19 protein-coding genes and 2 tRNA genes are annotated in these 23,508 nt (G+C 47.5%); 18 read left to right on the top strand and 3 right to left on the bottom strand.

The features are described 5' to 3' along the window. Window positions 1-45: 45 nt before the first annotated feature. The 7 genes from Q0V21_RS27480 (at window position 46) to Q0V21_RS27450 (ending at window position 11,725) form a co-directional block, all read left to right on the top strand. The gene (locus tag Q0V21_RS27480; RefSeq protein WP_301881535.1) at window positions 46-2,172 is read left to right on the top strand and encodes a bifunctional diguanylate cyclase/phosphodiesterase; all 2,127 of its coding nucleotides are present in this window, start codon (window positions 46-48) and stop codon (window positions 2,170-2,172) included. Window positions 2,173-2,316: 144 nt separating this feature from the next. Further along, window positions 2,317-2,390, top strand: a tRNA-Pro gene (locus tag Q0V21_RS27475). Between the two features lie 11 nt (window positions 2,391-2,401). Then, window positions 2,402-2,472, top strand: a tRNA-Gly gene (locus Q0V21_RS27470). Window positions 2,473-2,952: 480 nt separating this feature from the next. Continuing rightward, entirely contained in the window at window positions 2,953-4,845 is a 1,893-nt protein-coding gene (gene abc-f, locus Q0V21_RS27465; RefSeq protein ID WP_301881533.1) for a ribosomal protection-like ABC-F family protein, read from the top strand. A gap of 460 nt (window positions 4,846-5,305) precedes the next feature. Next, window positions 5,306-6,340, top strand: coding sequence for a phenylalanine--tRNA ligase subunit alpha (gene pheS / locus Q0V21_RS27460; RefSeq protein WP_024628331.1), 1,035 nt, complete (start codon window positions 5,306-5,308; stop codon window positions 6,338-6,340). Between the two features lie 72 nt (window positions 6,341-6,412). After that, window positions 6,413-8,866, top strand: coding sequence for a phenylalanine--tRNA ligase subunit beta (gene pheT, locus Q0V21_RS27455; protein ID WP_301881531.1), 2,454 nt, complete (start codon window positions 6,413-6,415; stop codon window positions 8,864-8,866). Window positions 8,867-9,004: 138 nt separating this feature from the next. Further along, window positions 9,005-11,725: a cell division protein ZapA gene (locus Q0V21_RS27450; protein WP_301881529.1), complete on the top strand. Its 2,721-nt coding sequence runs from the start codon at window positions 9,005-9,007 to the stop codon at window positions 11,723-11,725. Window positions 11,726-11,829: 104 nt separating this feature from the next. Here the strand turns inward: Q0V21_RS27450 and Q0V21_RS27445 are convergent, their stop codons facing one another. Both Q0V21_RS27445 and Q0V21_RS27440 read right to left on the bottom strand, forming a co-directional pair. Beyond that, window positions 11,830-12,213 (bottom strand): cytochrome C oxidase subunit II, encoded by a 384-nt coding sequence (locus Q0V21_RS27445; protein WP_301881526.1) that lies wholly within the window; start codon window positions 12,211-12,213, stop codon window positions 11,830-11,832. 207 nt (window positions 12,214-12,420) lie between these two features. Next, window positions 12,421-12,786 carry a phage holin family protein gene (locus tag Q0V21_RS27440; RefSeq protein ID WP_024628335.1) on the bottom strand — a complete coding sequence of 122 codons (366 nt, stop codon included), beginning with the start codon at window positions 12,784-12,786 and terminating at the stop codon, window positions 12,421-12,423. Between the two features lie 184 nt (window positions 12,787-12,970). Here Q0V21_RS27440 and Q0V21_RS27435 point away from each other — a divergent pair, with 184 nt between their 5' ends. The 4 genes from Q0V21_RS27435 (at window position 12,971) to Q0V21_RS27420 (ending at window position 17,861) form a co-directional block, all read left to right on the top strand. Next, entirely contained in the window at window positions 12,971-15,340 is a 2,370-nt protein-coding gene (locus Q0V21_RS27435) for an endonuclease MutS2 (RefSeq protein WP_301881523.1), read from the top strand. A gap of 73 nt (window positions 15,341-15,413) precedes the next feature. Further along, window positions 15,414-15,833 carry a DUF350 domain-containing protein gene (locus Q0V21_RS27430; RefSeq protein ID WP_024628337.1) on the top strand — a complete coding sequence of 140 codons (420 nt, stop codon included), beginning with the start codon at window positions 15,414-15,416 and terminating at the stop codon, window positions 15,831-15,833. 120 nt (window positions 15,834-15,953) lie between these two features. Next, window positions 15,954-16,520, top strand: coding sequence for a hypothetical protein (locus Q0V21_RS27425; protein ID WP_079346116.1), 567 nt, complete (start codon window positions 15,954-15,956; stop codon window positions 16,518-16,520). A 126-nt stretch (window positions 16,521-16,646) separates the two neighbouring features. Beyond that, window positions 16,647-17,861, top strand: a complete 1,215-nt coding sequence (locus Q0V21_RS27420; RefSeq protein ID WP_301881521.1) for an MFS transporter — start codon at window positions 16,647-16,649, stop codon at window positions 17,859-17,861. Between the two features lie 59 nt (window positions 17,862-17,920). Here the strand turns inward: Q0V21_RS27420 and Q0V21_RS27415 are convergent, their stop codons facing one another. Then, window positions 17,921-19,141 carry an NAD(P)/FAD-dependent oxidoreductase gene (locus tag Q0V21_RS27415; protein WP_301881519.1) on the bottom strand — a complete coding sequence of 407 codons (1,221 nt, stop codon included), beginning with the start codon at window positions 19,139-19,141 and terminating at the stop codon, window positions 17,921-17,923. Between the two features lie 97 nt (window positions 19,142-19,238). Here Q0V21_RS27415 and Q0V21_RS27410 point away from each other — a divergent pair, with 97 nt between their 5' ends. The 7 genes from Q0V21_RS27410 to Q0V21_RS27380 all read left to right on the top strand — a co-directional run bounded on the left by Q0V21_RS27410 (window position 19,239) and on the right by Q0V21_RS27380 (window position 23,482). Beyond that, window positions 19,239-19,472 (top strand): hypothetical protein, encoded by a 234-nt coding sequence (locus Q0V21_RS27410; protein ID WP_079346110.1) that lies wholly within the window; start codon window positions 19,239-19,241, stop codon window positions 19,470-19,472. Window positions 19,473-19,506: 34 nt separating this feature from the next. Beyond that, entirely contained in the window at window positions 19,507-19,902 is a 396-nt protein-coding gene (locus Q0V21_RS27405) for a spore coat protein (RefSeq protein ID WP_024628342.1), read from the top strand. A gap of 158 nt (window positions 19,903-20,060) precedes the next feature. Continuing rightward, entirely contained in the window at window positions 20,061-20,561 is a 501-nt protein-coding gene (locus tag Q0V21_RS27400) for an Lrp/AsnC family transcriptional regulator (protein ID WP_024628343.1), read from the top strand. A gap of 13 nt (window positions 20,562-20,574) precedes the next feature. Further along, the gene (locus Q0V21_RS27395; RefSeq protein WP_301881514.1) at window positions 20,575-21,783 is read left to right on the top strand and encodes an aminotransferase class I/II-fold pyridoxal phosphate-dependent enzyme; all 1,209 of its coding nucleotides are present in this window, start codon (window positions 20,575-20,577) and stop codon (window positions 21,781-21,783) included. A gap of 190 nt (window positions 21,784-21,973) precedes the next feature. Next, a complete protein-coding gene (locus Q0V21_RS27390; RefSeq protein ID WP_173405202.1) occupies window positions 21,974-22,195 on the top strand; it encodes an aspartyl-phosphate phosphatase Spo0E family protein in 222 nt (73 codons plus the stop codon). A 161-nt stretch (window positions 22,196-22,356) separates the two neighbouring features. Continuing rightward, complete coding sequence (locus Q0V21_RS27385) at window positions 22,357-22,908, top strand: type 2 periplasmic-binding domain-containing protein (protein ID WP_024628346.1); 552 nt, start codon at window positions 22,357-22,359, stop codon at window positions 22,906-22,908. Between the two features lie 37 nt (window positions 22,909-22,945). Further along, entirely contained in the window at window positions 22,946-23,482 is a 537-nt protein-coding gene (locus tag Q0V21_RS27380; protein ID WP_024628347.1) for a bifunctional adenosylcobinamide kinase/adenosylcobinamide-phosphate guanylyltransferase, read from the top strand. Window positions 23,483-23,508 lie beyond the last annotated feature (26 nt).

Here is a 23,508-nt window from a genome sequence, read left to right as displayed (position 1 = left end):
TAATGTTATTTCAGGATAGGTGATCCCGGGAAGGAAAAACACGGCATGAAGGCTAATCAGCAAGATCAGAGAAAAATAGGTTGGGTCGCGATAGGCGGCTTATTGTGTTTCCTCGCAAATCAATGGTTTCGTTCCTCTGCAAGCTCTGATCTGATCATATCGGGTTACCCGGTTTTGACACTCTTGGGTGGATTCGCTGCGGCAGCGGCCTGTATCGGCATTTATAATCAAAGCTGGTTATTTCAGACTCAAAGACTGACCCTCCGAAGGGTCCTTATGACAACGTTGTTTTTATTGATTGGTTTATTTGAATTGGTTCACATCGTTTCTTTTGCGGAAGAGATGCCGAATGGTGCGATGGTGGAGTCGGAGTTCTCGCTGAAGATGATGTCGCTTGGATCTCTTGTTTGTGCGGCTGGTTTGCTGTTCATATATGCAGTCAGCGAGAGGAAAATTGCGTTACCACGCAAATTTTTACTGTTCGGCGGAACGCTGGGTATTTTTATTGTTTTGTATACATTTGCTATTCAGGAATGGGCTGTACTTCCGAACTTGCTGGAGGGGAATGTGCTTGGCGGCATGTTTACCCGATTTCATTTCCTGGTCGGCATTCTGTATGGCGTGACTGCGGTCGTGTTATTCATTCAATGGAAAAAAGGAAAAGATCGTGATCTATCTACCGTCCTTTGCGCCATCCTCTGTTTTTTCTATGGAGAATGTTACTTTGTTTCGGCTACGAAAATTAATGATCTCAATCTGTTGCTGGGTCTATTAAGTAATTGTTTTGGCTATTTCTTCATCCAGAAGGGGCTGTATTCGTCTGTGGTGGATACGCCTTTCCTCAAGCAGCAGGTGGCTGAGGCAAAAATGAACTTTATTGCTCACCATGATGATGTGACAGGGCTGCCCAATCGCCGTCGCCTTTCTCAACGACTGAAAGTGATGATAGATGCAGCTATGGTAGAGGAGCAGCTTGTCGGGGTGTTGGTATTAAATATTAACCGATTCAAAACAATTAATGATTCATTGGGCCAACAGGCGGCTAACCGTGTACTTCGTCAGGTAGGACAGCGTTTGAAACATTCTTCGCTCCCGGGAGAGGAAGTATTCGGACTGGGAAGAGATGAATTCGTACTCACAATGACAGATTTCAGCACAACAGATACGGCATTGCGGCGGACAAGATCAATCCTGCAGCTGTTCGAAAAGCCTGTAACTGTAGATGGAAACGAGTATCATCTCACGCTGGGTATTGGTATGGCAATATTCCCGCATGACGGGGACTCACCGGAGGAGATCATTCAGAATGCGGATACGGCGCTGCATAATGCCAAAGAGCAGGGAATGGAGCTGAACCGATATGCCCATGCGATGCAGATGAAAGCCCAGGAACGTTTGCAGCTCGAGAATGATTTGCGCAAAGCGCTGGATCGTGGGCAATTCTATCTGGTCTATCAGCCGCAGGTCAATCTGGCGAGTGGCTTGATTGTAGGTATGGAGGCTTTGGTGCGCTGGCAGCATCCGCTGAGAGGGTCAGTATCCCCTGCGGAATTTATTCCTCTTGCTGAGGAGAGTGGACTGATCGTACCGCTTGGAGAATGGGTACTGCGTGAGGCATGTGCTCAGAACAAACGGTGGCAGGAAGCGGGTTACCGCAAGTTGTGTGTGTCGGTTAACTTGTCCATGAGGCAGTTCAGGCACTCCCATCTGCTGGATAACATCAGCGGCATTCTCAAGGAAACGGGCTTGGAACCGGTGTGGCTTGAACTGGAGATTACCGAGAGTATGACGTTTGATAAAGATCGTGCCTTTGAACAGTTGCGTAAAATTAAAGAGATTGGTGTGCACATCAGTATTGATGATTTTGGCACCGGGTACAGCTCGCTGCATTATCTGAAAGATCTGCCGATTGACCGCCTCAAGATTGACCGTTCCTTTGTCAATGAAGTGATGGAGGACAGTAACAATGCGGCGATTGTATCGACCATTACATCGATGGCGCATCACTTGCAGTTGAAGGTAACGGCTGAGGGCGTTGAAAATGAGGACCAGCTTTCGTTCCTTCGTGATCAGCATTGTCATGAGGCTCAAGGGTACTTTTTCAGCAAACCGATTTTGGCAGCCGATTTTGAAGAAAAGTTTTTGAGAGATGTGGATAAACCAACAGGTTAAGGATAGGCAGGGGCGTAGACACGCTTCTGTCTTTTTAATTTTTCGAAACGGGGAGGGAAAAATAGTAAAAAGAAGTTGCAAAGCGTTGGATGATCATGGTATATTAATTTTGTAAAATTCATGTTAATGTTCCCCGGAACTTGACGGGACGTAGCTCAGCTTGGTAGAGCACCTGGTTTGGGACCAGGGGGTCGCATGTTCAAATCGTGTCGTCCCGATCGTCATTCGCGCGGGTGTAGTTCAATGGTAGAACTTTAGCCTTCCAAGCTAATAGCGTGGGTTCGATTCCCATCACCCGCTTAACTAATGCAACACCTGAAACCCTTGTGGAAACAAGGGTTTTTTCTTTTTTTTCGAAGTTAGTGTATTCCTAGTCGCGTTGGAATGGAGAATATCCTGACTCCAAATTCAAGACCTTTGCTTTTTCTCCATCATCTGGTACAATAACGGAGAAATCGATACTACACATGAATGAGAGGTAACCATACGTCCCATGAAGTAAAACACATGAATTCAACCCCAGTAACTGCAGAGAGTGTATTGACGCAGTCAGCCAAAGCGGCTGAGCAATGAGGGGATTCGTGTGTCCAAATTCAGCTATGGGATCAGGTATGGAAACAGGCAGGCTGATCTGGCTTGTGTGTACCCTTTTAGGGTTATTTGTTCATGCCATGGGTATCTTATGCTTGTTTTTTGACGCTTTATCCAATCCTGAATTGCCAGACCGCCGGCTGATGCCAGCGGTTTTTTTATTTTGAATTGCAGGAAGGATGAGGCCTCATGATGACAATGGTACGCCTACATGAAGTATCGAAAGAGTGGAACGGCAATGAATTATTCGCAGAATTGAATCTGGAAATAAATGAAGGCGAGCGGCTCGCCATTCTGGGTCGCAACGGGTGTGGCAAGACCACCTTGTTACGCATCATTCTTGGAGAAGAAGATAGCGGTGGACGAATCGAACGCCACGTTCCGCAACAGGAGTGGGGATTCATGCGTCAGCGCTCCTTGATCAAGCCGGAGACGAATGTGCTTGATGCCGTCCGTCAGGAAAGTGGACGGATCTACGAGGTGAAGCGTGACCTGGAAGAATTGGAAGAACGTATGGGCAAAAGTGGAGCGGCAGATGAACAGCGGCTGCTTGAAGCTTATACAATAGCGATGGAACAATATGAGCAGCTGAACGGGTATATGTGGGAGACGGAGGTAGAGAAGGTACTGACACGTCTCGGGTTATCGTCGGACCATTGGAGCAGGCCATATCATTCCTTGAGTGGTGGTCAAAAAACGAAGGCCCGTCTCGCTGGATTACTGGTCAGTAAACCGAAATTTCTGATTTTGGATGAACCGACGAATCATCTGGATGAAGAGAGTATGCGCTGGCTTGAAGAATGGCTGTCCACCTATGCAGGAACATTATTGTTTGTCTCTCATGACCGGACCTTTATAGATCAGGTGGCAACGGGTGTGATTGAGTTTAGCCCGGGTGCCCTGACCAAATATAAGGGGGGCTACACGAATTACAAAGGCCATAAGGAACGTGAATTGCGTGAGCAGGAAGCAACCTATCGCAAGCAGGAACTGGAACGGAAAGCGCTAGAAGAGACGATACGCAATTATCAGCAGTGGTTTCATCAGGCTCATAATTCAGCGTCCGATGTGGAGGTCAAAATCACCCAGAGCTTTTACAAAGCCAAAGCCAACAAGAACATTTCCCGTTACCATGCCAAGCAAAAGCAACTGGAGCGCTTGGAGAAAGAGCGCGTGGATAAACCTCGCGAAGCTGCGAAATTGAACATGGAGCTGCAAGTGAACACGCTGGCTGCCCGCCAGCTCCTTGCACTGGAAGATGCCAGTTTTGGTTATCCGGGAAGCCCGACATTGCTTCGCAATCTCCGGATTGCGGTCGAACGCGGAGATCGTCTTGCTGTACGCGGTCCCAATGGCACAGGCAAGACAACGCTGCTCAAGATGATGATTGGGGAGTTGGAACCTTCGCAGGGCAAGGTGACACGTCATCCGCAACTGAAGATTGGTTATTTTTCGCAAGAGCTTGAAGGATTACCGGAAAGTCAGACGCTTCTGGACAGTTTGCTCAGTCTTCCATCCATGACACAAAGTGCTGCACGCACCATTCTGGGATGCTTTTTATTTTCGAGAGATGATGTGTTCAAACGCATTGGGGATTTGAGTATGGGGGAGAAGTGCAGAGTTGCGTTCCTGCGTTTGTACTTCGGGGGAGCCAACTTGCTGGTGCTGGATGAACCGACCAATTATCTGGATATTGACACACAGGAAGTGATGGAGAATATATTGAAGCAGGCGTCTGGCGCACTGGTGCTCGTATCCCATGATCGTATGCTGACCAAAGTACTCGCCAACCGCTTGCTTGATCTGGAGCCGGGTGGAAAGGTTACACTGTTTGACGGTGGAGTCGAGGACTGGGAGCAATCCATCAAATTGCGAGAATCCGCCCTTGAGATTCGGGAGTCAGATGATGAACGGTTACGGCTTGAAATGCGTTTGTCTGAGTTGTTATCTCCTATGAGGAGTGCGAGCAATGAGGTGTTGACTAATCCTGATGATGTGATTGAGCGGGCGGCTGAAGTTGCCGAGGTTCGCGAAATTCAACGTCGTTTGAAACAGCTGCGTGAGCTGAGAAAACGCAAGTAATCCATTGATTAAGCTTTTGTCGTTTTGCTTTTGGGCTTAACGATGGATCAAGCGGCTTTACGGCTTGCTATTTCGAGCGATTTTGCATATAATAATGGACGATCATCAGTAAATTTGAAGTTTTTTTCTGACATGAAAACGTGATGATGGAGACAAGTAAGCAGTGCCTCTGGACAGGGAGGAAGCGCCGTAGATTGAGAGCGTTTCTGTAGAACAAGGCTGCTGAAATTCACTCCGGAGCGGTTCCCTGAACCATATCTTGCGATCCATCGCAGGAGTTAGTAGGGGGTAACGGTTAACGGTCGTTATTCCGTATAGAGTGAGGCAAACATGTTGCAGGCCGGAAGGGCCGGGCAGCACTGAATGTCTAACAAGGGTGGTACCACGGTCTTTTCGTCCCTTCAGGGGAGAGAAGGCCTTTTTTTGTTACATTAACACCACATAAAGGGGGCATTTACACATGAAAGAACGTTTGGAGGCATTAAAGATCGAAGCGCTGGAACAACTGTCCGGTGTGAACGATCCACAGACGCTGAGTGATCTGCGTGTAAAGTATTTGGGGAAAAAGGGTGCACTGACTGAGATTTTGCGTGGTATGGGTGCGCTTAGTGCAGAGGAACGTCCGGTGATTGGTCAGGTCGCCAATGATGTTCGCGGTGCAATTGAAGAAGTCATCGACAGCAAGCAGGAGCAGTTCCAGAAGGAAGAGACAGCGAAACGTTTGCAATCCGAGAAAATTGATGTGACCCTGCCGGGACGTCGCGGACGTCAAGGCGGACTGCATCCACTGACCAAAGTGGTACAGGAAATCGAAGATATTTTCATCGGTATGGGATATCGTGTAGCAGAAGGTCCTGAGGTTGAGATGGATTATTACAACTTCGAAGCATTGAATCTGCCGAAGAATCACCCGGCGCGTGATATGCAGGATTCCTTCTATGTAACAGAAGACCTGTTGATGCGTACGCATACGTCACCGGTTCAAGTTCGTACCATGCAAAGCATGAAAGGTGAAGTGCCTGTTAAAGTCATCTGTCCGGGCAAAGTATACCGTCGTGACGATGACGATGCGACGCATTCATTCCAGTTCAATCAGGTTGAGGGTTTGGTCATTAGTGAGAATATTCGCATGAGTGACCTGAAAGGCACCTTGCTGCAATTCGTACGCGAAATGTTCGGTTCACACACTGAAATTCGTCTCCGTCCAAGCTTCTTCCCGTTCACCGAGCCGAGTGCTGAAGTGGATGTCACTTGCGTGCAATGTGGTGGAAGTGGCTGCCGGGTATGTAAACAGACGGGTTGGCTTGAGATTTTGGGCGGCGGTATGGTTCATCCGAAAGTACTTGAGATGGGCGGTTATGATCCGGAGAAATACAGTGGGTTTGCATTCGGAATGGGCGTAGAGCGTATCGCCATGCTGAAATATGGCATTGATGATATTCGTCATTTCTACAACAGTGACATGGCGTTCCTGAAACAATTTGGACGCCTGTAATTACCGAGGTAGCATACAGGGCGAACGCCCTTCATTTGCAACACCAATTCATAGATTAGGAAGTGAACGTCCATGAGAGTATCGACAGATTGGCTGTCTGATTATATCGCGCTGGAAGGCGTGGAACCGCAGGAGTTGGCAGAGAAAATCACTCGTGCGGGGATTGAGATTGATGTAGTGGAGAACCGGAACCAGGGCGTGAACAAAGTGGTTGTCGGTTACGTGAAGAGCAAGGAGAAGCATCCTGATGCCGACAAGCTGAATGTATGTGTAATTGATGCCGGACAGGAAGAAGATCTGCAGATCGTATGTGGTGCGAAAAATGTGGATGCGGGTCAAAAGGTAGTCGTTGCCCTGGTTGGAGCGAAGCTCCCTGGTGGACTTGATATCAAAAAAGCCAAGCTGCGCGGTGTTGTATCCCTTGGCATGATCTGCTCTGCGAAAGAATTGGGCATGAACGACAAGTTGCTGCCGAAGGACCAACAGGAAGGCATTCTTGTTCTGCCTGCACAAACGGAAATTGGCACACCAATCAGCCAGGTGCTTGGTCTTGATGATCATGTCCTTGAACTGGATCTGACACCGAACCGCTCCGACTGTCTGAGCATGCTTGGTGCAGCTTATGAAGTGGGTGCCATTCTCGGTCGTGAAGTGAAACTGCCTGATCCGACTCAAAAGTTGGTGGAAATCGGTGATGCGGCTGCAAACCATATCTCGGTTGAGATTACGGCTGGCGAACAATGCAGTCATTATGCAGCCCGTTATGTAACAGGGATCAAGCTGGGAGCTTCCCCGCAGTGGATGCAAAACCGTTTGATGGCTGCTGGCATCCGTCCGATCAATAATATCGTTGACATCACGAACTATGTCATGCTGGAATACGGACAGCCGCTGCATGCTTTTGATGCAGATAAGTTGGAGAAGGGCCATATTGAAGTACGAATGGCCAAAGAAGGCGAAACGATCGTGACGCTGGATAGCCAGGAGCGCAAGCTGGAGCCGCATATGCTGCTCATTACCGATGGCGTGAAACCGGTAGCCATCGCGGGTGTAATGGGTGGCGAGAATTCCGAGGTAACGGAAACCACTGTGAATCTGTTGCTGGAATCCGCCAAGTTTGATGGCGGAACTGTTCGGAAAACGTCGCGCCAACTGGGGCTGCGTTCCGAAGCAAGCATGCGTTTTGAGAAGGAAGTCGACCCGGCTGCTGTCATTACGGCACTGAACCGTGCGGCTGAATTGATCCAGCGTTATGCAGAAGGCGAAGTTCATCAGGGAATTGTGGAAGCAGGAACAGCTGCTGCGGATAAACGTGTTGTACAGCTGTCGCTGGAGAAACTGAATCGCTATCTGGGAACCGAGTTGTCCCTGCTTGAAGTGAAAACCATTTTCGCTCGTTTGCACTTTGCGTGTGGTGATGCGCAGCAGGGCCTGCTGGATGTTGAAGTGCCAAGCCGCAGAGGGGATATTACACTTGATGTGGATCTGTTTGAAGAGGTTGCCCGTCTGTACGGATACGACAATATTCCAACCACATTGATTGAAGGACCAACGACACCGGGAGCTTATACGCGTTCGCAAGCGATGCGCCGTACCATTCGTGGCCTGTTTGCAGGTAGTGGCTGGCAGGAAATGATCAGCTATTCGTTCGTACACCCGGATAAAGTTTCCTTGTTCCCTGCTCTGACAGAAGGCAGTAAAGCTGTGAAGCTGGCTATGCCAATGAGTGAGGATCGCAGTGTGCTTCGCAAGAGCATTTTGCCGCAAATGATGGATGCAGCGGTGTATAACATGAACCGCAAGCATGATTCACTGGCTGTATTCGAAGTGGGCAGTGTGTTCTTCACTGAAGAAGAGAAGCTGACGAAGCAGCCGCATGAAATTCCGGTCCTGAGCTTGTTGCTCACAGGAAACCGTGCATCCCAGCAGTGGAATGTGGGAGCAGAGAAAGTGGACTTCTTCGATCTGAAAGGTGCACTTGAGAACCTGTTCGCCTATGTAGGTCTGGAGCAGCGTATTCGCCTGGTGGCAAACAGTCCAGAAGGTTTCCATCCTGGGCGCTCCGCATCGGTATATTTGGAAGCAAAAGATGGTGGAGAAGGCAAACTGATTGGTACGATGGGGCAATTGCATCCTGAACTGCAGCAGCAATATGATCTGAACGATGTATACCTTGCTGAGATCGGGCTTGAAGCCATCTATGGTGAAGCTGATACGGATATCCGTTATCGTGAGCTTCCACGTTTCCCTGCAGTTGAGCGGGATATCGCGGTTGTTGTGAGTAAAGATATCGAAGCTGGGGATATGCTGCGTGCGATTCGTGAATCTGCCGGTGAGCTGCTGCAAACCGTACAGGTATTCGACGTGTTCACAGGCAGCAAATTGGGTGAAGACAAGAAGAGTGTAGCGATGGCTCTCGTTTATCGCCATCGTGAACGCACATTGACAGATGAGGAAATTACCGAGGTTCATGCTCGTGTTGTTGCTCGTCTGGAGGAGCAATTTGGAGCCGAATTGCGTAAATAGAACATAAGTCAATTTTTTGAACAAAGATTAGCAGGAATTGCTTGAAGTCACATCGAATCCTTAGCATTAGAGGATCGATGTGACTTTTTTTGTTAAACAGCTTAGAATCAACATACAGACTTGAAGGAGGGCACAACTGTGACTACACCTGATCGTACACGCGTCACCGTAGAGATCTACGGGACTTCCTATAAACTGGTTGGCAGCAGTGCCGACTATATGAAACAAGTAGCTAACCTGGTAGATGAGCGTATGAGCGCGATCTCCAAGCAAAATTCCCGTCTGGATACTCCGCGTATTGCGGTGCTGGCGGCTGTACATATGGCTGAACAGTCTCTTCAGACTCATGAAATTCGAAATGAACTGAAGATGCTTACTGGAGAACGTACAGAACTGAGAAACGAATTGAACCGGTTGAACGCCATACAAAATGAACATCAACAGGAATTGGAACGTCGTGACCAAGCACTCGCTGAAGCAACGAAGCTTAAAGCTGAGGCGGAACAGACCATCGCGAAGCTCCAGAAGGATCAGCAGGCAGAAATAGCCAAGCTGAATACATTGCTGGAGCAGGAACGCACTCAGGCAGCGGGTCGTGAGCAAAAGCTTCAGGCCCAAACTGCTGCGCAGCTGAAAGCGGCGGAAGAGAAGACGCAGGCGCGTCTGAAAGAAGCAGAAGAAAAAGCAGCGAATCAAATCAAGAATGCACAGACGCAGGCGGCAGCCCAGCTGAAGGAAGCACAGACACGTGCAGCAAATGAGTTGCAGCAATCCCAAGCCAAAGCGGCTGCACAATATAAGGAGCTGCAGGACAAGACGGCAGCTCAACTGAAAGAGGCAGAAGCACGGGCTGTGGCAGAACGTCAAAAAATTGAGGTTCAGGCCGCACAGCAAGTACAAACGGCGAAGGAACAAGCAGAAGCTGCAATCTTGTCTGAATTGGAACAAGCCGAGGCCCAATTGCAGAAAGTTCAGGAAGAAGCCCAGCTTCAATACCGTGAACTTCAATCCGAGATGGAACAGCGTATACAGCAGGCTGAGCAAGCTGCCGTGAATCAGGCTCAACAGCTGACTGAAAAGGCAAAAGAAGAACAAGCCGCACTGCAGCAGCAAGCAGAGCAGAAGCGACTGGCTGAGATAGAGCAGCTGAAATCAACGTTCAAGGAGTCATCCGAACAGGCGGAACTGGAGTGGATGGAAAAAGAAGCGGCTTATGAGGAGCAGCTTCAGCAAATCCATGAGGCAGCCCAAACTCAAGCGAATGAAGCTTTGGTAACTGCTGAGGCTTTGCTGCAAGAAGAACGAGGCAAGCTGAAGCAACAGTTGGAAGAAGAACGTAAACAGGCCAAATTGCGCTTAACCGATGTTGAAGGCCAATTAGCCGAGGTGCGTAAGCAGCTCAAGAATGCTCAAGAGGTTGTTGTGGATCAGGAGCAACAGCTCCAACACGAGCGTAATCAAACGGAAACGTTGCGCAGTGAACAAGCCGTATACCAACAGGATCAGGATGTTCAGCTTCGTCGAATTACGGAATTGGAGCAGCAGCTGGAACAATTAAAAGCAGATAGCGCTCAGCTGACTGAACAGCTTCGCAACACAGAAGCTGAGGTAGAGCAGTCCCGGGAAGCGGAGCAGCAGTGGAAACAGCAGTATAATGAGACCGTTGAACGTGAATCTTCTCTGACAGCACAGCTGCGTAAAGTACAGGAACAGCACGGCCAGCTTGAGCAGGAGATCAAGAAACTCCGTGAAGCCGAAGTGAAGTCCGAGGATGAGCAGCGCAGGCTGCAAAAAGTGCTTGAGCAGGCTCATGCGGCAGTACGGACATTGCAACATGAACTCGGCACACTGACGCAGAGCGAGCAGTCCTGGAAAGAGCAGGCTGAACAACGTCTGATCGAAATCGGTGAACTGGAGACGCAGGTACTCGAAGCTGCGGAACAGAATGAAACGCTGGAGTCTGGTGTACAGTCCCTTCATGATGAATTATCCGTCGTTAAAGAAGAAGCTCGTCACGCCAGCGAAGAAGCTGAACATTATATTGCGCAAGCAGGTCGTCTGGAGCAGCAGCATAAAGAGCTTGATGATGAATTGAATGAAGCACGTGAAGAACTGAACAAGCTGCAGGAAAGTTATAAACAAATCCGCAAGGATTATGGTGATGCACTGCAGCGTGAAGAAGACTATACTCGCAAGCTGAATGAAATGAGCGAAGAAAAGAAAGAAATTGTGGGTGCGCTTGAAGAATCCAGGCAGAATGCCAATCAGCTATCTGCGCGGATCGATAAACAAGGCAGCTTGCTGACTCAGACAGAAGAAGAAGCACTTGAGTGGCAGATTAAGCATGAAGAATTGTCTGCCAAACAGGCAGAGCTCTCCTCACGCCTGCAAGAGCTCACTGCTCGGGAAGTTGAGCTGAGCTCCAGGGTAGAACAAGCAGAACAACATGCGGAACAACAAGAGCGGGTTTGGCAACGGCGTGCGGATGAATGGGCGGCTCAGGAGCAATCCTGGCAGGAACGATGGGCTGCACTGGAGAATGAAGTGAATCTTTGGCAGAAAGAAAGTGCTGCCAGTGTGGAGAAGGTAGAAGAGCTGGAACATGAGCGGCAGCAGCTTGACAAGCAGCGTGCAGAAGCGATCGAAGAAAAGCAGACGATGGAGAATGAACTGCTGGAGATCGGTGAGCGGTATGAAGTTGCGGCTAACCAGCTGCGTTTGCTGCAAGTTGAACGTGAGATGGAGCAGGAGAAGGCGGAGCAACTGAATACGGATTACCGCCAATTGCGGGATGAATATACGAAATTGCAGACGGAATATAACGAATGGATTGAATTGATTGAGCAGGATCAGACCTAGCTGATGATTACGTCATAACTGGAATCCTGGACAGCGCACTCTTGTACAATTTGTTATAATGAAGAAAGAGCTCCCGTCGCTACGGGGGCTCCTTGTCTTGAACACTATTCTTCAACAATAATTTTGGAGATCATACTGCTGTGACCACTCCCACAAAAGACGGAACAGGACATTTCAAATTCCCCTGCTTTGTCAGGAGTAATCACTTTAGAACTGTTCTGGGTGTCCAGCCGAAGGTTCAGCTCGGGCACGAGAACGCCATGGTTCCCATTTGTATTTTCATAAACAATCTTAACCGGGACACCTTTTTTCAAGTGGTATTCAGGTTGGTCAAATTCATAGTTGCTTGCTTTGATTACCAGTTCTTCGCTGGCAGTTACACCCGATTCAGACTCGCTGTTTGATCCTGCGGATTGTCCAGTTCCACCACATGCAGCAAGAACCAGGATCATCATACAGGCTGCAAGCCATGCCATGCCTTTTTTCATGATGTGCCTCCTTAAAAAGCGTGATATGGATAAAATTTGAATGATTGCTCCAGTCATCATACCGCAAATTGACGATGCCTGTACATGCTGCCTATGTCGTTTTTTTGAACATCAGTATGTATATAACACCCCCAAAAAATAAACCTCGTCAGGCGTTTAAGCCATCAGAGGTTTAGGGGAAGCCTATGGAGAGTAGATACGTTGAGTCTATGCGTGATCTTTGGATCTTCTTCCAGCATCAAAAGGGGTGGAAACCGGGATGAACAAATCAATAATCCCGATGACCAATGCAGCCAGAACGGCACCAAGCAGGCTGACATGCACATGATCTACGATATATTGACCAATCCAGATCACCAGTGCGCTGACGATGAAGCCGACAATACCGCGGCCAAAGGGATTGACCCTTTTACCGAAGATGCCTTCAACAACCCAGCCAAGCAGAGCGATAACCAGAGCCAGCATCAGGGCGCTCCAGAAGCCACCGACGGCGAACCCTGGTACGATCCAGCTGACGACCATCAATACAATTGCGGCGATGATAAATCGCACGACATGTCCCAGAAAATTCATGGTTATACCTCCTTTATTCAGATCATATTGAGAATTGTACATCCAGTTCAATGTGAGGTTGCACAATCCTGACACCTGTAGTTTGTGGCGCTTTGTCCCAAGTTATGTGTGGAAGGATTCGTTAAATAGCGAAAGAAAGTTTCTTTCGTTATAATACAGTTATAGTTTGGAAGGAGTTGTACACTTGGACACGAAAATTTTACACACATTGGAATATCGCAAAATTTTAAATACATTGCAAAGCTTTGCCCAGACTACGATGGGAAAAAAGAAAGCGGACCAATTGGAGCCGATCAGTGAACTGGAAGAAGTCAAGAGGTTGCTCCAGCAAACGGATGAAGCTTTTACGTTTGACCGTCTGAAAGGCTCTCCATCTTTTGGGGGAATTGTGGATATTACCGCATCCATCAAACGTGCCGAAATCGGAGGCACGTTGAACCCGCATGAGCTGCTGGGAATTTCCAACACCACCTTGGCAGCACGTCGATTGAAACGCCAAATCGCTGCGCTCCACGATGATGAAAAGGTGGAATCGATTTTCTATATCAGTGATCAGTTATCTGAGCAAAAAGCGCTCGAAGATGCGATTCGTATCTGTATTGACGACAATGCCGAAGTCTCAGATAGCGCAAGTGTTACACTAGCGCAGATTCGGCGTGAATTGCGCGGAGGTGAATCCCGAATTCGCGAGAAGCTGGATTCGATGATTCGTTCTTCGACGGTATCCAAAATGCTGCAGGACCAGCTGATTACCATTCGGGGAGACCGTTTCGTGATTCCCGTGAAATCGGAGTATCGCTCGTACTTTGGCGGGATTGTACATGATCAATCCGGTTCGGGAGCAACGCTGTTTATTGAACCTGAATCCATCGTTGCGATGAATAACAAATTGCGTGAAACCCGAATCCGGGAAGAGCGCGAAATTGAAGTGATTTTGCAGAAATTGACGGCACTTGTCAGTGAACAGGCAGAGTGGTTATTATATGATGTTGACCTGCTGGGATCTTTGGATTTTATTTTTGCCAAAGCACGTCTTGCCCGTGAATTAAAGGCCACGTTGCCACGCATGAATGATCGCGGATTCATCAAGCTCAAGAAGGGGCGTCATCCGCTCATTTCGATTGAAAATGTGGTGCCCACCGATATTGAACTTGGCAACGATTATACGTCCATAATTGTAACGGGTCCTAACACGGGTGGTAAGACGGTAACGCTCAAGACCATTGGATTACTGAGTCTCATGGCGATGTCTGGTTTGTTCGTTCCGGCCGAAGACGGCAGTCAGCTATGTGTATTTGATGCAATTTACGCGGACATTGGTGATGAACAAAGCATTGAACAGAATCTGAGTACGTTCTCCAGCCATATGACGAACATCATTCGGATCTTGAAAAACATGACGACCAAAAGCCTCGTGCTGCTTGACGAACTTGGGGCAGGTACTGACCCGGCAGAAGGGTCTGCGCTGGCAATCTCCATTCTGGAGCATATGCATCAGACCGGATGCCGCATGGTAGCAACAACGCATTACAGTGAGTTGAAAGCTTACGCTTATGAGCGTAAAGGTGTTATTAATGCCAGCATGGAATTTGATGTCAATACACTGAGCCCGACCTATCGACTACTCGTAGGTGTTCCGGGACGGAGTAACGCGTTCGCAATTGCGGAGCGACTGGGTCTGCCAGGATACATTCTGGATTACGCCCGTGGCGAAGTGAAAGAGGAAGACCAGCGCGTCGAGCATATGATCGCTTCCCTCGAAGAGAATAGGCTTACTGCTGAGCAAGAACGTGAAAGTGCGGAGCGTCTGCGTCAGGATATGGAGAAATTGCGCAGCCGCCACCAAGCCGAATTGGAGAAGCTGGAACAGCAGCGTGACCGTCGTATTGAAAAAGCGGAAGAAGATGCCCGCAACATTGTAGACAAAGCCAGAGCGGAAGCAGAGAAGATTATAGCCGATCTCCGTCAGCTCGCTATGGAAGAAGGCGCATCCGTGAAGGAGCACAAGCTGATTGCTGCTCGCAAACAACTGGATGAAGCAGAACCGGAGAAACGCAAGAAGACCATTAAGCGTGCTGCAACGGCAACGAAGTCCCGGGCCATCGGCCCAGGCGATGAAGTTCTTGTCTACAGTTTGAATCAAAAAGGTCATGTGGTGGAGATGTCCGGCAGCAAGGATGCCATGGTTCAATTGGGGATCATGAAAATGAAAGTATCCTTGAATGATCTTGAATTACAGCAGTCTGCACCAGCAGATTCCAAGCCGAAGCAGAAACCGGTAACGGGTGTGAAACGAACTCGCGATGACAATGTGAAAAGTGAACTGGATTTGCGGGGTACGAATCTGGAAGAGGCCTTGATGGAGACAGACCGCTTTATCGATGAAGCGTTCCTTGCTAATCTGGGTCAGGTTTATATCATTCATGGTAAAGGAACTGGAATTTTGCGTTCCGGTATTCAAGATTACCTGCGTAAGCATAGACATATAAAAAGTTACCGGCTGGGCAATTACGGAGAAGGCGGAAATGGTGTGACCGTCGCAGAATTGGAATAGCCCGACCAAGAATCAAAGATATTCTGCCGCCTGAGTGTCTTCAGGCAGCAGAATGGGGAAGGGGAAACGATGAGTGAAAGGGACGATAGACCAATTGCTGTCTCATCCCTTGGGGATGGTGCTCGGATTTTTCTCCGTAGCGATTATGGAGCTGCTTGTATTTCTTGCCTGCTTTGAACTGGTGACCAAGTACAAATGCTGGAATGAAATCAAGAAGGGTAATGTGGCAGTTGCAATGGCTACAGGAGGCAAGATCTTTGGGATCTGTAATGTACTTCATTTCTGCATTCAGGCCAAATCGTCGGTGTATGAAGCTATGACGTGGTCCATTGTAGGATTTGTTCTTCTGCTCATTGCTTATTTTCTATTCGAGTTTCTGACACCGGTGTTCTCTATTGACAAGGAGATTGAAGCGGATAACCGGGCCGTTGGATTGATTTCCATGATTATTTCCGTCTCGTTGTCATTTGTTATTGGCGCGAGCATCATGTAGGGGGACCGTTCATGAAAATATTGATACGGATTCTGTTTGCTGCGTCGATTGTATTCTTTGCCATAGGCATCATTTATGTGTTGAACACATGATTATTTGAAAGAGAAAGGTTGATTCAATATGGAACCAACAGTTTGTCCATGGTGTCACACCGAGATTGTATGGGATGAGGAGCTAGGTCCTGAAGAAGAATGCCCTTACTGTCACAATGAATTAAAGGGATATCGTACTCTAAACATCAGCATCGGTGATGAAGAGAACGATGAAGCAGAAGAAGACATTTATGATATGGATGATGTCGTGGACGATGAACAAACTACGGATCTTGCCAGCCTGTGGGGAGATGAAGTAGAGCTGAAATTGCCGGAGCTTCGTACATTAACGAAGTATGCGGATGAGGGAAATGATTTGATTCAATACGAAGAAGGCGTGGAGAAACAACTTGATTTGCAAGAAGAGGTACCAGAATGCCCGCACTGTCGTGAATTCATGATCCTCACGGGTACACAGAAGGCCACCAAAGATACGTTTAATCCTGTTGCCAATGCTGTTTCCGGTACGGACTCGTTGCTGGATGCGCCATTCGAAGTGCAAATGTATGTATGCTCAGGCTGCTTCCAGGTGCAATATAATTTGGCCGAAGATGACCGTCTGCGTCTGATCCAGAATTTGAGTGCGCGGAAATAAGGGAGTATAACGATCTGAAAATATAATATTCCGGGAAATTCATCATGTTTTCCTTCTGCTTGGGGCACGTTAACCCTGAGACCTGCCTGTGAAGTGCTGACTTCAGGTGGAATAAGGAGGGAGCAGATGAAGATTTCTCTGGGACGACAATCCATTCTGCTACTAGGCGTGAATGGATTGTTTGTGTTAGCCGGAGCTTTGTCGGGGACGTTTCTGAATGTGTATCTGTGGAAAAGTCGTCCGGACTACGCCATGCTTGGGTGGTTCACCATAAGCCAGCAAATTGCACTGGGACTTACGTTCTGGCTCGCGGGGAAGTGGGTCAAGGAGCATAATAAAATGTATGCTTTGCGATTAGGCACCGCTTTGTCGGGTGTATTTTACATGCTTGTATTATGGGCGGGACCCAAAGCAGTTGACTGGATTTGGCCTTTGGGGATCCTGCTCGGATGTGCACTGGGATTGTTCTGGATTGCGTTTAACGTTGTTTATTTTGAGGTGACTGATCGGGAAAATAGAGACCTGTTCAACGGTTGGGTGGGTTTACTGGGTTCCATGACAGGCATTATCGGTCCTTGGTTCTCAGGTCTTATTATTTCACGAATGGCTGACAATACGGGCTATCGCCTTATTTTTACAGTGTCGTTGGTGATTTATGTAATTGCCGTCGTGTTCAGTTTTTTTCTGAAAAAAAGGGAGGTCAGCGGCACATACCGCTGGTCTGAACCATGGCGACAGTTATCTGCCAAAGATAGTCCATGGAGACCGCTTGGCATGGGATTATTTGCGCAAGGCGTGCGAGAAGGTGTATTTGCCTTTCTGATTGCATTGCTCGTCTATATAGCTACGAAGCAGGAATACAAGCTTGGGCAGTTCTCACTAATCACTTCTGCCGTAGCTCTGGTGAGTTATTGGGCCGCAGGAAAATGGTTTAAGCCGCAATACAGGTCTAGGGGAATGTTGGCCGGAGCGATATTGTTGTTCATCGTATTGCTTCCTCTGTTATGGAAGGTTAGCTATGGTACGCTTTTAATTATGGGAATCGGGTCAGCCTTGTCGATGCCGCTGTACATTTTGCCGATGATTTCGGCAGGATTCGACCTGATGGGAACGAGCGGCGAAAATGTAGAGAAAAGGGTTGAACTTGTCGTATTAAGGGAGCTGTGTTTGATGGTTGGCCGTTTATTCGGCCTTGCTGTATTTATTCTAACGGTCATGAATGGCCCTTCCTTACAAACGCTAACCTGGCTTATTGTGGCGCTTGGGGCTTTCCCACTTATTGGCTGGATATTCATGCGTAAAATGTTAGTACAACCGGATCAGCAAAAATCTTCTGCATAGGAAAAGGGTACAGTCCAGGGATTTGATCCTGAGCTGTACCCTTATTTATTAAGATTTGCTTACACAGGAGTAGGCTTACTCGTTCTCGTTAATGAGAAAAGTTCCATGTCGTCATTCCGGACTCCTGTAACAGCGTCGGCCAGAATAGAAGCAGCGAACATGCTGTACACCGTCCCGTTACCGCCATAACCCTCGAGAAAATAAGAATGCGGGTAATCGGGATGTGGGCCGATAAACGGAAGGCCGTCATTGGTATTGCCGAACACGGCACCCCAGGCATAATCAACTTCAAGACCATCCAACGGGAAATAAGAGCGAACTTCTTCCAGGAGTGTATCTCCCCGGTGTTTTGCCCGAATCTCGCGATGATCTTCCCTCGGTGTCTCTTCATCCAGTCCGCCAGCAATGATCCGTCCGTCTGGTGTTGTTCTCATATACAGATAAGGGCGTGCTGTCTCCCAGATCAGACTGTGCTCATGCCATTCTTTCAGGTCTGGCAAAGGCTTCGTTGCAATAGCATAGGTGGTTTGCAGGTAGGCTCCTTGATCCCTTTTGATGGCCTGCGTCTCATAACCGGCAGCAAAAATAACCTTACTGGCCCGGATTTTCCCACTTGGAGTATAACAAAGCACACCATCATCATCGAATTCACAATGAATCATCTCTGTCTGTCCGTAGATTCGTGCTCCACGTTTGCTCGCTGATTCAAACAGGGCATGAACAAAGCGATACGGGTTCACTTCGGCATCCCCCAACGTATAAAGTGCGGCAGGTTTGCTGAAGGGAAAATGGTCGCTAATTTTGTCGGAATTCCACAGTTCAGCTTCAAAGCCATAGCGCTTCAACGTTTGATATTCTTTCTCCAACATGGCTACATCATCATTGCTGCTGGCAAAACAGAGACTGGTCCGCGGAATAAACCAGGGATCCGTATCTAGCCTTTCCGCAATTTGTGTGAGCTGCTGCATGGCTTCACGACATAGTTCATAGAATCGCACGCCTGTTTTTTCGCCAAAGGTATGAATGCATGAGGTTAATGATTTGTCGTTCGTGTATTGTAAAAGACCTGTATTGGCAGAGCTGCTGCCATGGGCAATCTCCCTTTTATCAATGACAACTGTGTTAACACCACGCTCCGTGAGCAATTCGGAAGTCAGTGCGCCCCCCATACCACCGCCGATGATCAGGCAGTCACAGGAGATGTCGGTTTGCAGCGGGGGATAGGTGGATTTTGTATTAAAAGTGGAAGGCCAGAAAGGTGTGCCATAGACCAGATCCATGAGAAACATCTCCTTTGTAATTAACGTTTGTATACTTTTGGGCGACCGGGTTAACAATAATTGCGCATAAACTTTATGCCGAGGAGGTCAACGAAACATGCAGAATCAATCCATGCAAGCGCTGAGTCCGAAAGAGTTGAGTTATATCGCGGATTCGATATCCAATGAAGAACTGCTGATCAAGCAGTGTGCAGCCACAGCTTCTATCTCACATAATCCGCAAATTCAACAAGCACTGAACCAGTATGTTCGCTCCCATGAACAGCATCTGAATATCCTTGTTAATGCTCTTCAGCAGCATCAGTCCATTGCCCCAACACAGGCTCAGTAAATCCAATTGAATCTAACGTTTAGGAGGAAATCGTGTGTACTCACAATCCATGTCTTCCAATGGAAATTTTATGCAGGAGAAAGATTTGCTAAAGTCGATTCTTGCAGATTTAAGACGAACTTCGCGCGAATATACGACAGCAACAACAGAATCTTCATGCCCGATGACTCGCAGAATGTTTACAGACCTGACCAACGATACCCTAAGGCTGCAAGGTGATCTGTTTAATCTAATGCAGCAAAACAACATGTATTCTGTCTCTTCTAAAGCACTTCGCCAGGATGTGGATAAGCAGATTCAGTCTGCTCAGCAGACCCAACAGAAATGTCAGCAGTTCATTCAGGAAAAGAACACTCAGAACAGTGCTTACAGCCAGGCACCCAATGTACCTCAGCATCAACCGAATTACGGTAACCCTTATTACATGTAACCTTTGTAATTATGGTTTGAAGCAGGGACTGTCACAGACCATACCACCGCTTGCCCGAATTCAGGGCGGGCGGTTTTTGTCTTTGCATGATCGTTGAATTCATGTAATATAAGTATTAATTCATTTTCAGGAACCTGGATGACGCTGGAGGGAAAGACATGAAGGATCTGAACGATCTGCAATTAAAAGTTCTGGATTTGTTGAAGGAAGACGCGAGAAGGACTCCCGCACTGCTGTCGACGCTGTTGGGGGAGTCGGAAGATAAGATCAAGAACGCCGTGGCACAGCTTGAACAGGACCACGTGATTGTGAAATACGCAACCGTTGTGAATTGGAGCAAGATCGATGATGAAAAAGTAACAGCCTTGATTGAAGTGCAGATTACGCCTGAGCGTGGTCGTGGCTTCGAAGGAATCGCGGAACGCATTTATCTGTATCCGCAAGTGAAATCGGTATATCTCATGTCAGGTGCATACGATCTGCTCGTAGAAGTAGAAGGTGGAAACTTGCGTGAAGTCGCTAATTTTGTTTCGGAGAAATTGTCTCCGATTGACTCTGTACTTTCAACGAAAACGAATTTTATTCTTAAAAAATATAAGCAGGACGGGATTATTTTTGAAGACCATCAGGAAGACAACCGTCTCATGATCTCGCCGTAAAGGAAGATGCGTCATGATAGTGAATGAACAGACAACAGGAAACAACAAGAAAATGACTTCGTATCTGGCACCTTTGGTTCAACAGATACCGCCATCCGGCATACGTAAATTTTTTGATCTGGTTGGTGATAACAAGGATATCATCACCCTGGGTGTAGGAGAACCGGACTTTGTAACACCATGGCATATGCGTGAAGCTTGTGTATATTCACTCGAAAGAGGCATGACCAGTTACACTTCCAATGCCGGTATGCCGAAACTGAGAGAAGCCATTAGCGAGTATCTGGACACTCAGTTTGATACCAAGTATGATCCTAAGGATGAGATTATCGTTACCGTTGGTGGCAGTGAGGCCATTGATCTGGCCTTGCGTGCATTAATCGTGCCTGGAGACGAAATTCTGATTCCCGAACCTTCGTATGTGGCATATTCTCCAATTGCTTCAATTGGTGGAGGTATACCGGTTGGGGTAGAAACGTATGCGAAGGATCAGTTTAAACTGACTGCCGAGGCGCTGGAAGCAGGTATTACACCGAAGTCCAAGGTGGTTATCCTATGTTATCCGAGTAATCCAACAGGTGCCATTATGACTTATGAAGAATGGCTGCCTATTGCTGAAGTGATCAAAAAGCATGACCTGATTGTCATCGCGGATGAGATTTATGCAGAGCTAACATATACGCAAAAACATGTTAGTTTCGCTTCAATTCCGGAGATGAAAGAACGTACCATTTTGGTTAGTGGATTTTCCAAGGCTTTTGCAATGACCGGCTGGCGAATCGGGTATATGTGTGGACATCCTGAACTGATTGCCGCCATGCTCAAAATTCATCAATATACGGTGATGTGTGCACCTGCCATGGGTCAGGTGGCTGCGCTTGAGGCATTGACGAACGGATTGGGCGAGAAGGACAGAATGGTCGAATCCTATAATCAGCGCAGACGCCTTATCGTACAAGGGTTTCGCGAGATTGGACTGGACTGCCATGAACCCCAGGGAGCATTTTATGCATTTCCGAGTATTCAGAAGACAGGGCTGAGTTCAGATCTGTTTGCCGAGCGTCTGCTAACGGAAAATAAGGTGGCGGCTGTTCCAGGTAATGTATTTGGTCCACAAGGCGAAGGGTTTCTTCGTTGTTCCTATGCCACATCCGTGACCCAATTGAATGAAGCATTGGAACGAATCGGAAACTTTGTTTACAAACTGCAAAAAGAGGGTTAATAGGAATTAGAAGCTTAGAACAAATGTGAACGTTCTTTAAACTAGAAAAAAATAACTTTCTTTTACAAAATATTGTGATATAATTTCAATTTGAAATAAGTTTTTCTTGTATTTGGAAACTAATTTTTCCAAGGAGGGGTTGGCTTTGTTTTGTGTTGAATATGATTTACCGACTAATCGTGGGCATTATTTGGCAGAAGGCGATCATGGCGACCGATGGTCGGTGAAACCGGATCACGCATCTTTGCATAACGTTTCCTTGGAAGATGAGATCCATATGCTTCGCCTCAAGATGGAACAGATATTTCTGGAAGAGAAGTCATTCACATCCGATATTGTAATTGAAATTAGCAGTTTGCTAGATTTGAAGATTAATGAATACATGAAGGCTAATCCGATTAAAGGAAAATAATTTTTTGTTGTATCGAAACGTTACGTATACTCGATTTGAAGAAGACCCGGAAAGGGTCTTTTTTTTGATCTATGAATAGATTGCTTTGGATAGGAAGGGTTATTTTTTTGCGTGGAACAATTGTGATATATTGTACATAGGAGACTAAAGGGGGAACTGGAATGAAGAGATTTTGGGGGCTTGCCGCAATCATTTCTATGATTTTTCTACTTGCTGGCTGTGGCGGTAAGGACGGTTTTACAATTTTTATCATTGACAACCAAGGAAATCCATCCGTGATCTCGGAGCAGTTGCAAGCTAATTTGCAGCAGAAGTTGGGTGAGGAGCCCAAGGTAGAGGTAATCACCAGTGCGATGTATGATGTTCAGAAAATTATGGTAGAGTATGCGGCAGGTGGACATGATATTTTCATTTTGCCTGAGGCTGATATGAAGCAGTACGGAAGTAATGGCTCCAATATTCCACTTGATGATACATTTAATCCAGAGAAGTATGAACGTGGTGTATTTGAAGGCGGGGTCCTGGTGGAGAAGGGCGAAGGGGACGATGGTTCAGATATCAAGACAGAATCACATCTCTATGGCATTCCGCTGGAAGACATGCAAATGTTCAAAGATGTAGATTATGCTGCGCAAAATCTGTTTGCTACCATTCCGGTGTCAGCGTCCAATGTCGAAGAATCCAAGAAAGTGCTGAAGGCGCTGACAGAATAAATGCAATCTAGTATGGCTACTGAAGGAGGGGAGCGGATTGCTAATTACGGTCACAGGCGGCATAGGCAGTGGTAAAACCCGATTTGCGCTTCGATACGCAGCCCGGATTAGCCGGGAGGGCATTTATTTATCCACTGGTGATCATGATCCCGTGATTCCCGAATTGCCATCCGCTCATTATCGTGCCATCCAGGCTGGAAACGGCCAGCACCTTACGGAGGTGCTTCACCAGATTAATCGGGAATCCAATCTCTTCCTTGCAGATCAGCGAATCGTTATTGTAGATAGTCTGACAGCATGGATGGCAGCAGGGTTCAGGGCAAGTGATGATCTGGATCAGCAGCGTTCACAGACGCAGCTGTTGCTGGATGCCCTTCTGTCTTACCAGGGAAAGCTGCTCGTGATCACCAACGAAATGCACGGTTCGCTGTATCCTTCAGAGGAAGAACGAATTTTTGCGGCAAGAATGGCGTCGGTTAATCGGGCGTTGCAGGCGCATTCGGAACAGATGTACCTGCTGGTATCTGGCTTGGCTGTTGATCTTAGAGGTCAAGGGCTGCGATATGAAGATTAGCATTATTCATAACATCAAAACGATGG

The sequence above is a fragment of the Paenibacillus sp. 11B genome (genome assembly GCF_030487755.1).
GTDB lineage: Bacteria > Bacillota > Bacilli > Paenibacillales > Paenibacillaceae > Paenibacillus > Paenibacillus vandeheii.
This window is presented reverse-complemented; position numbering and strand designations above follow the sequence as displayed.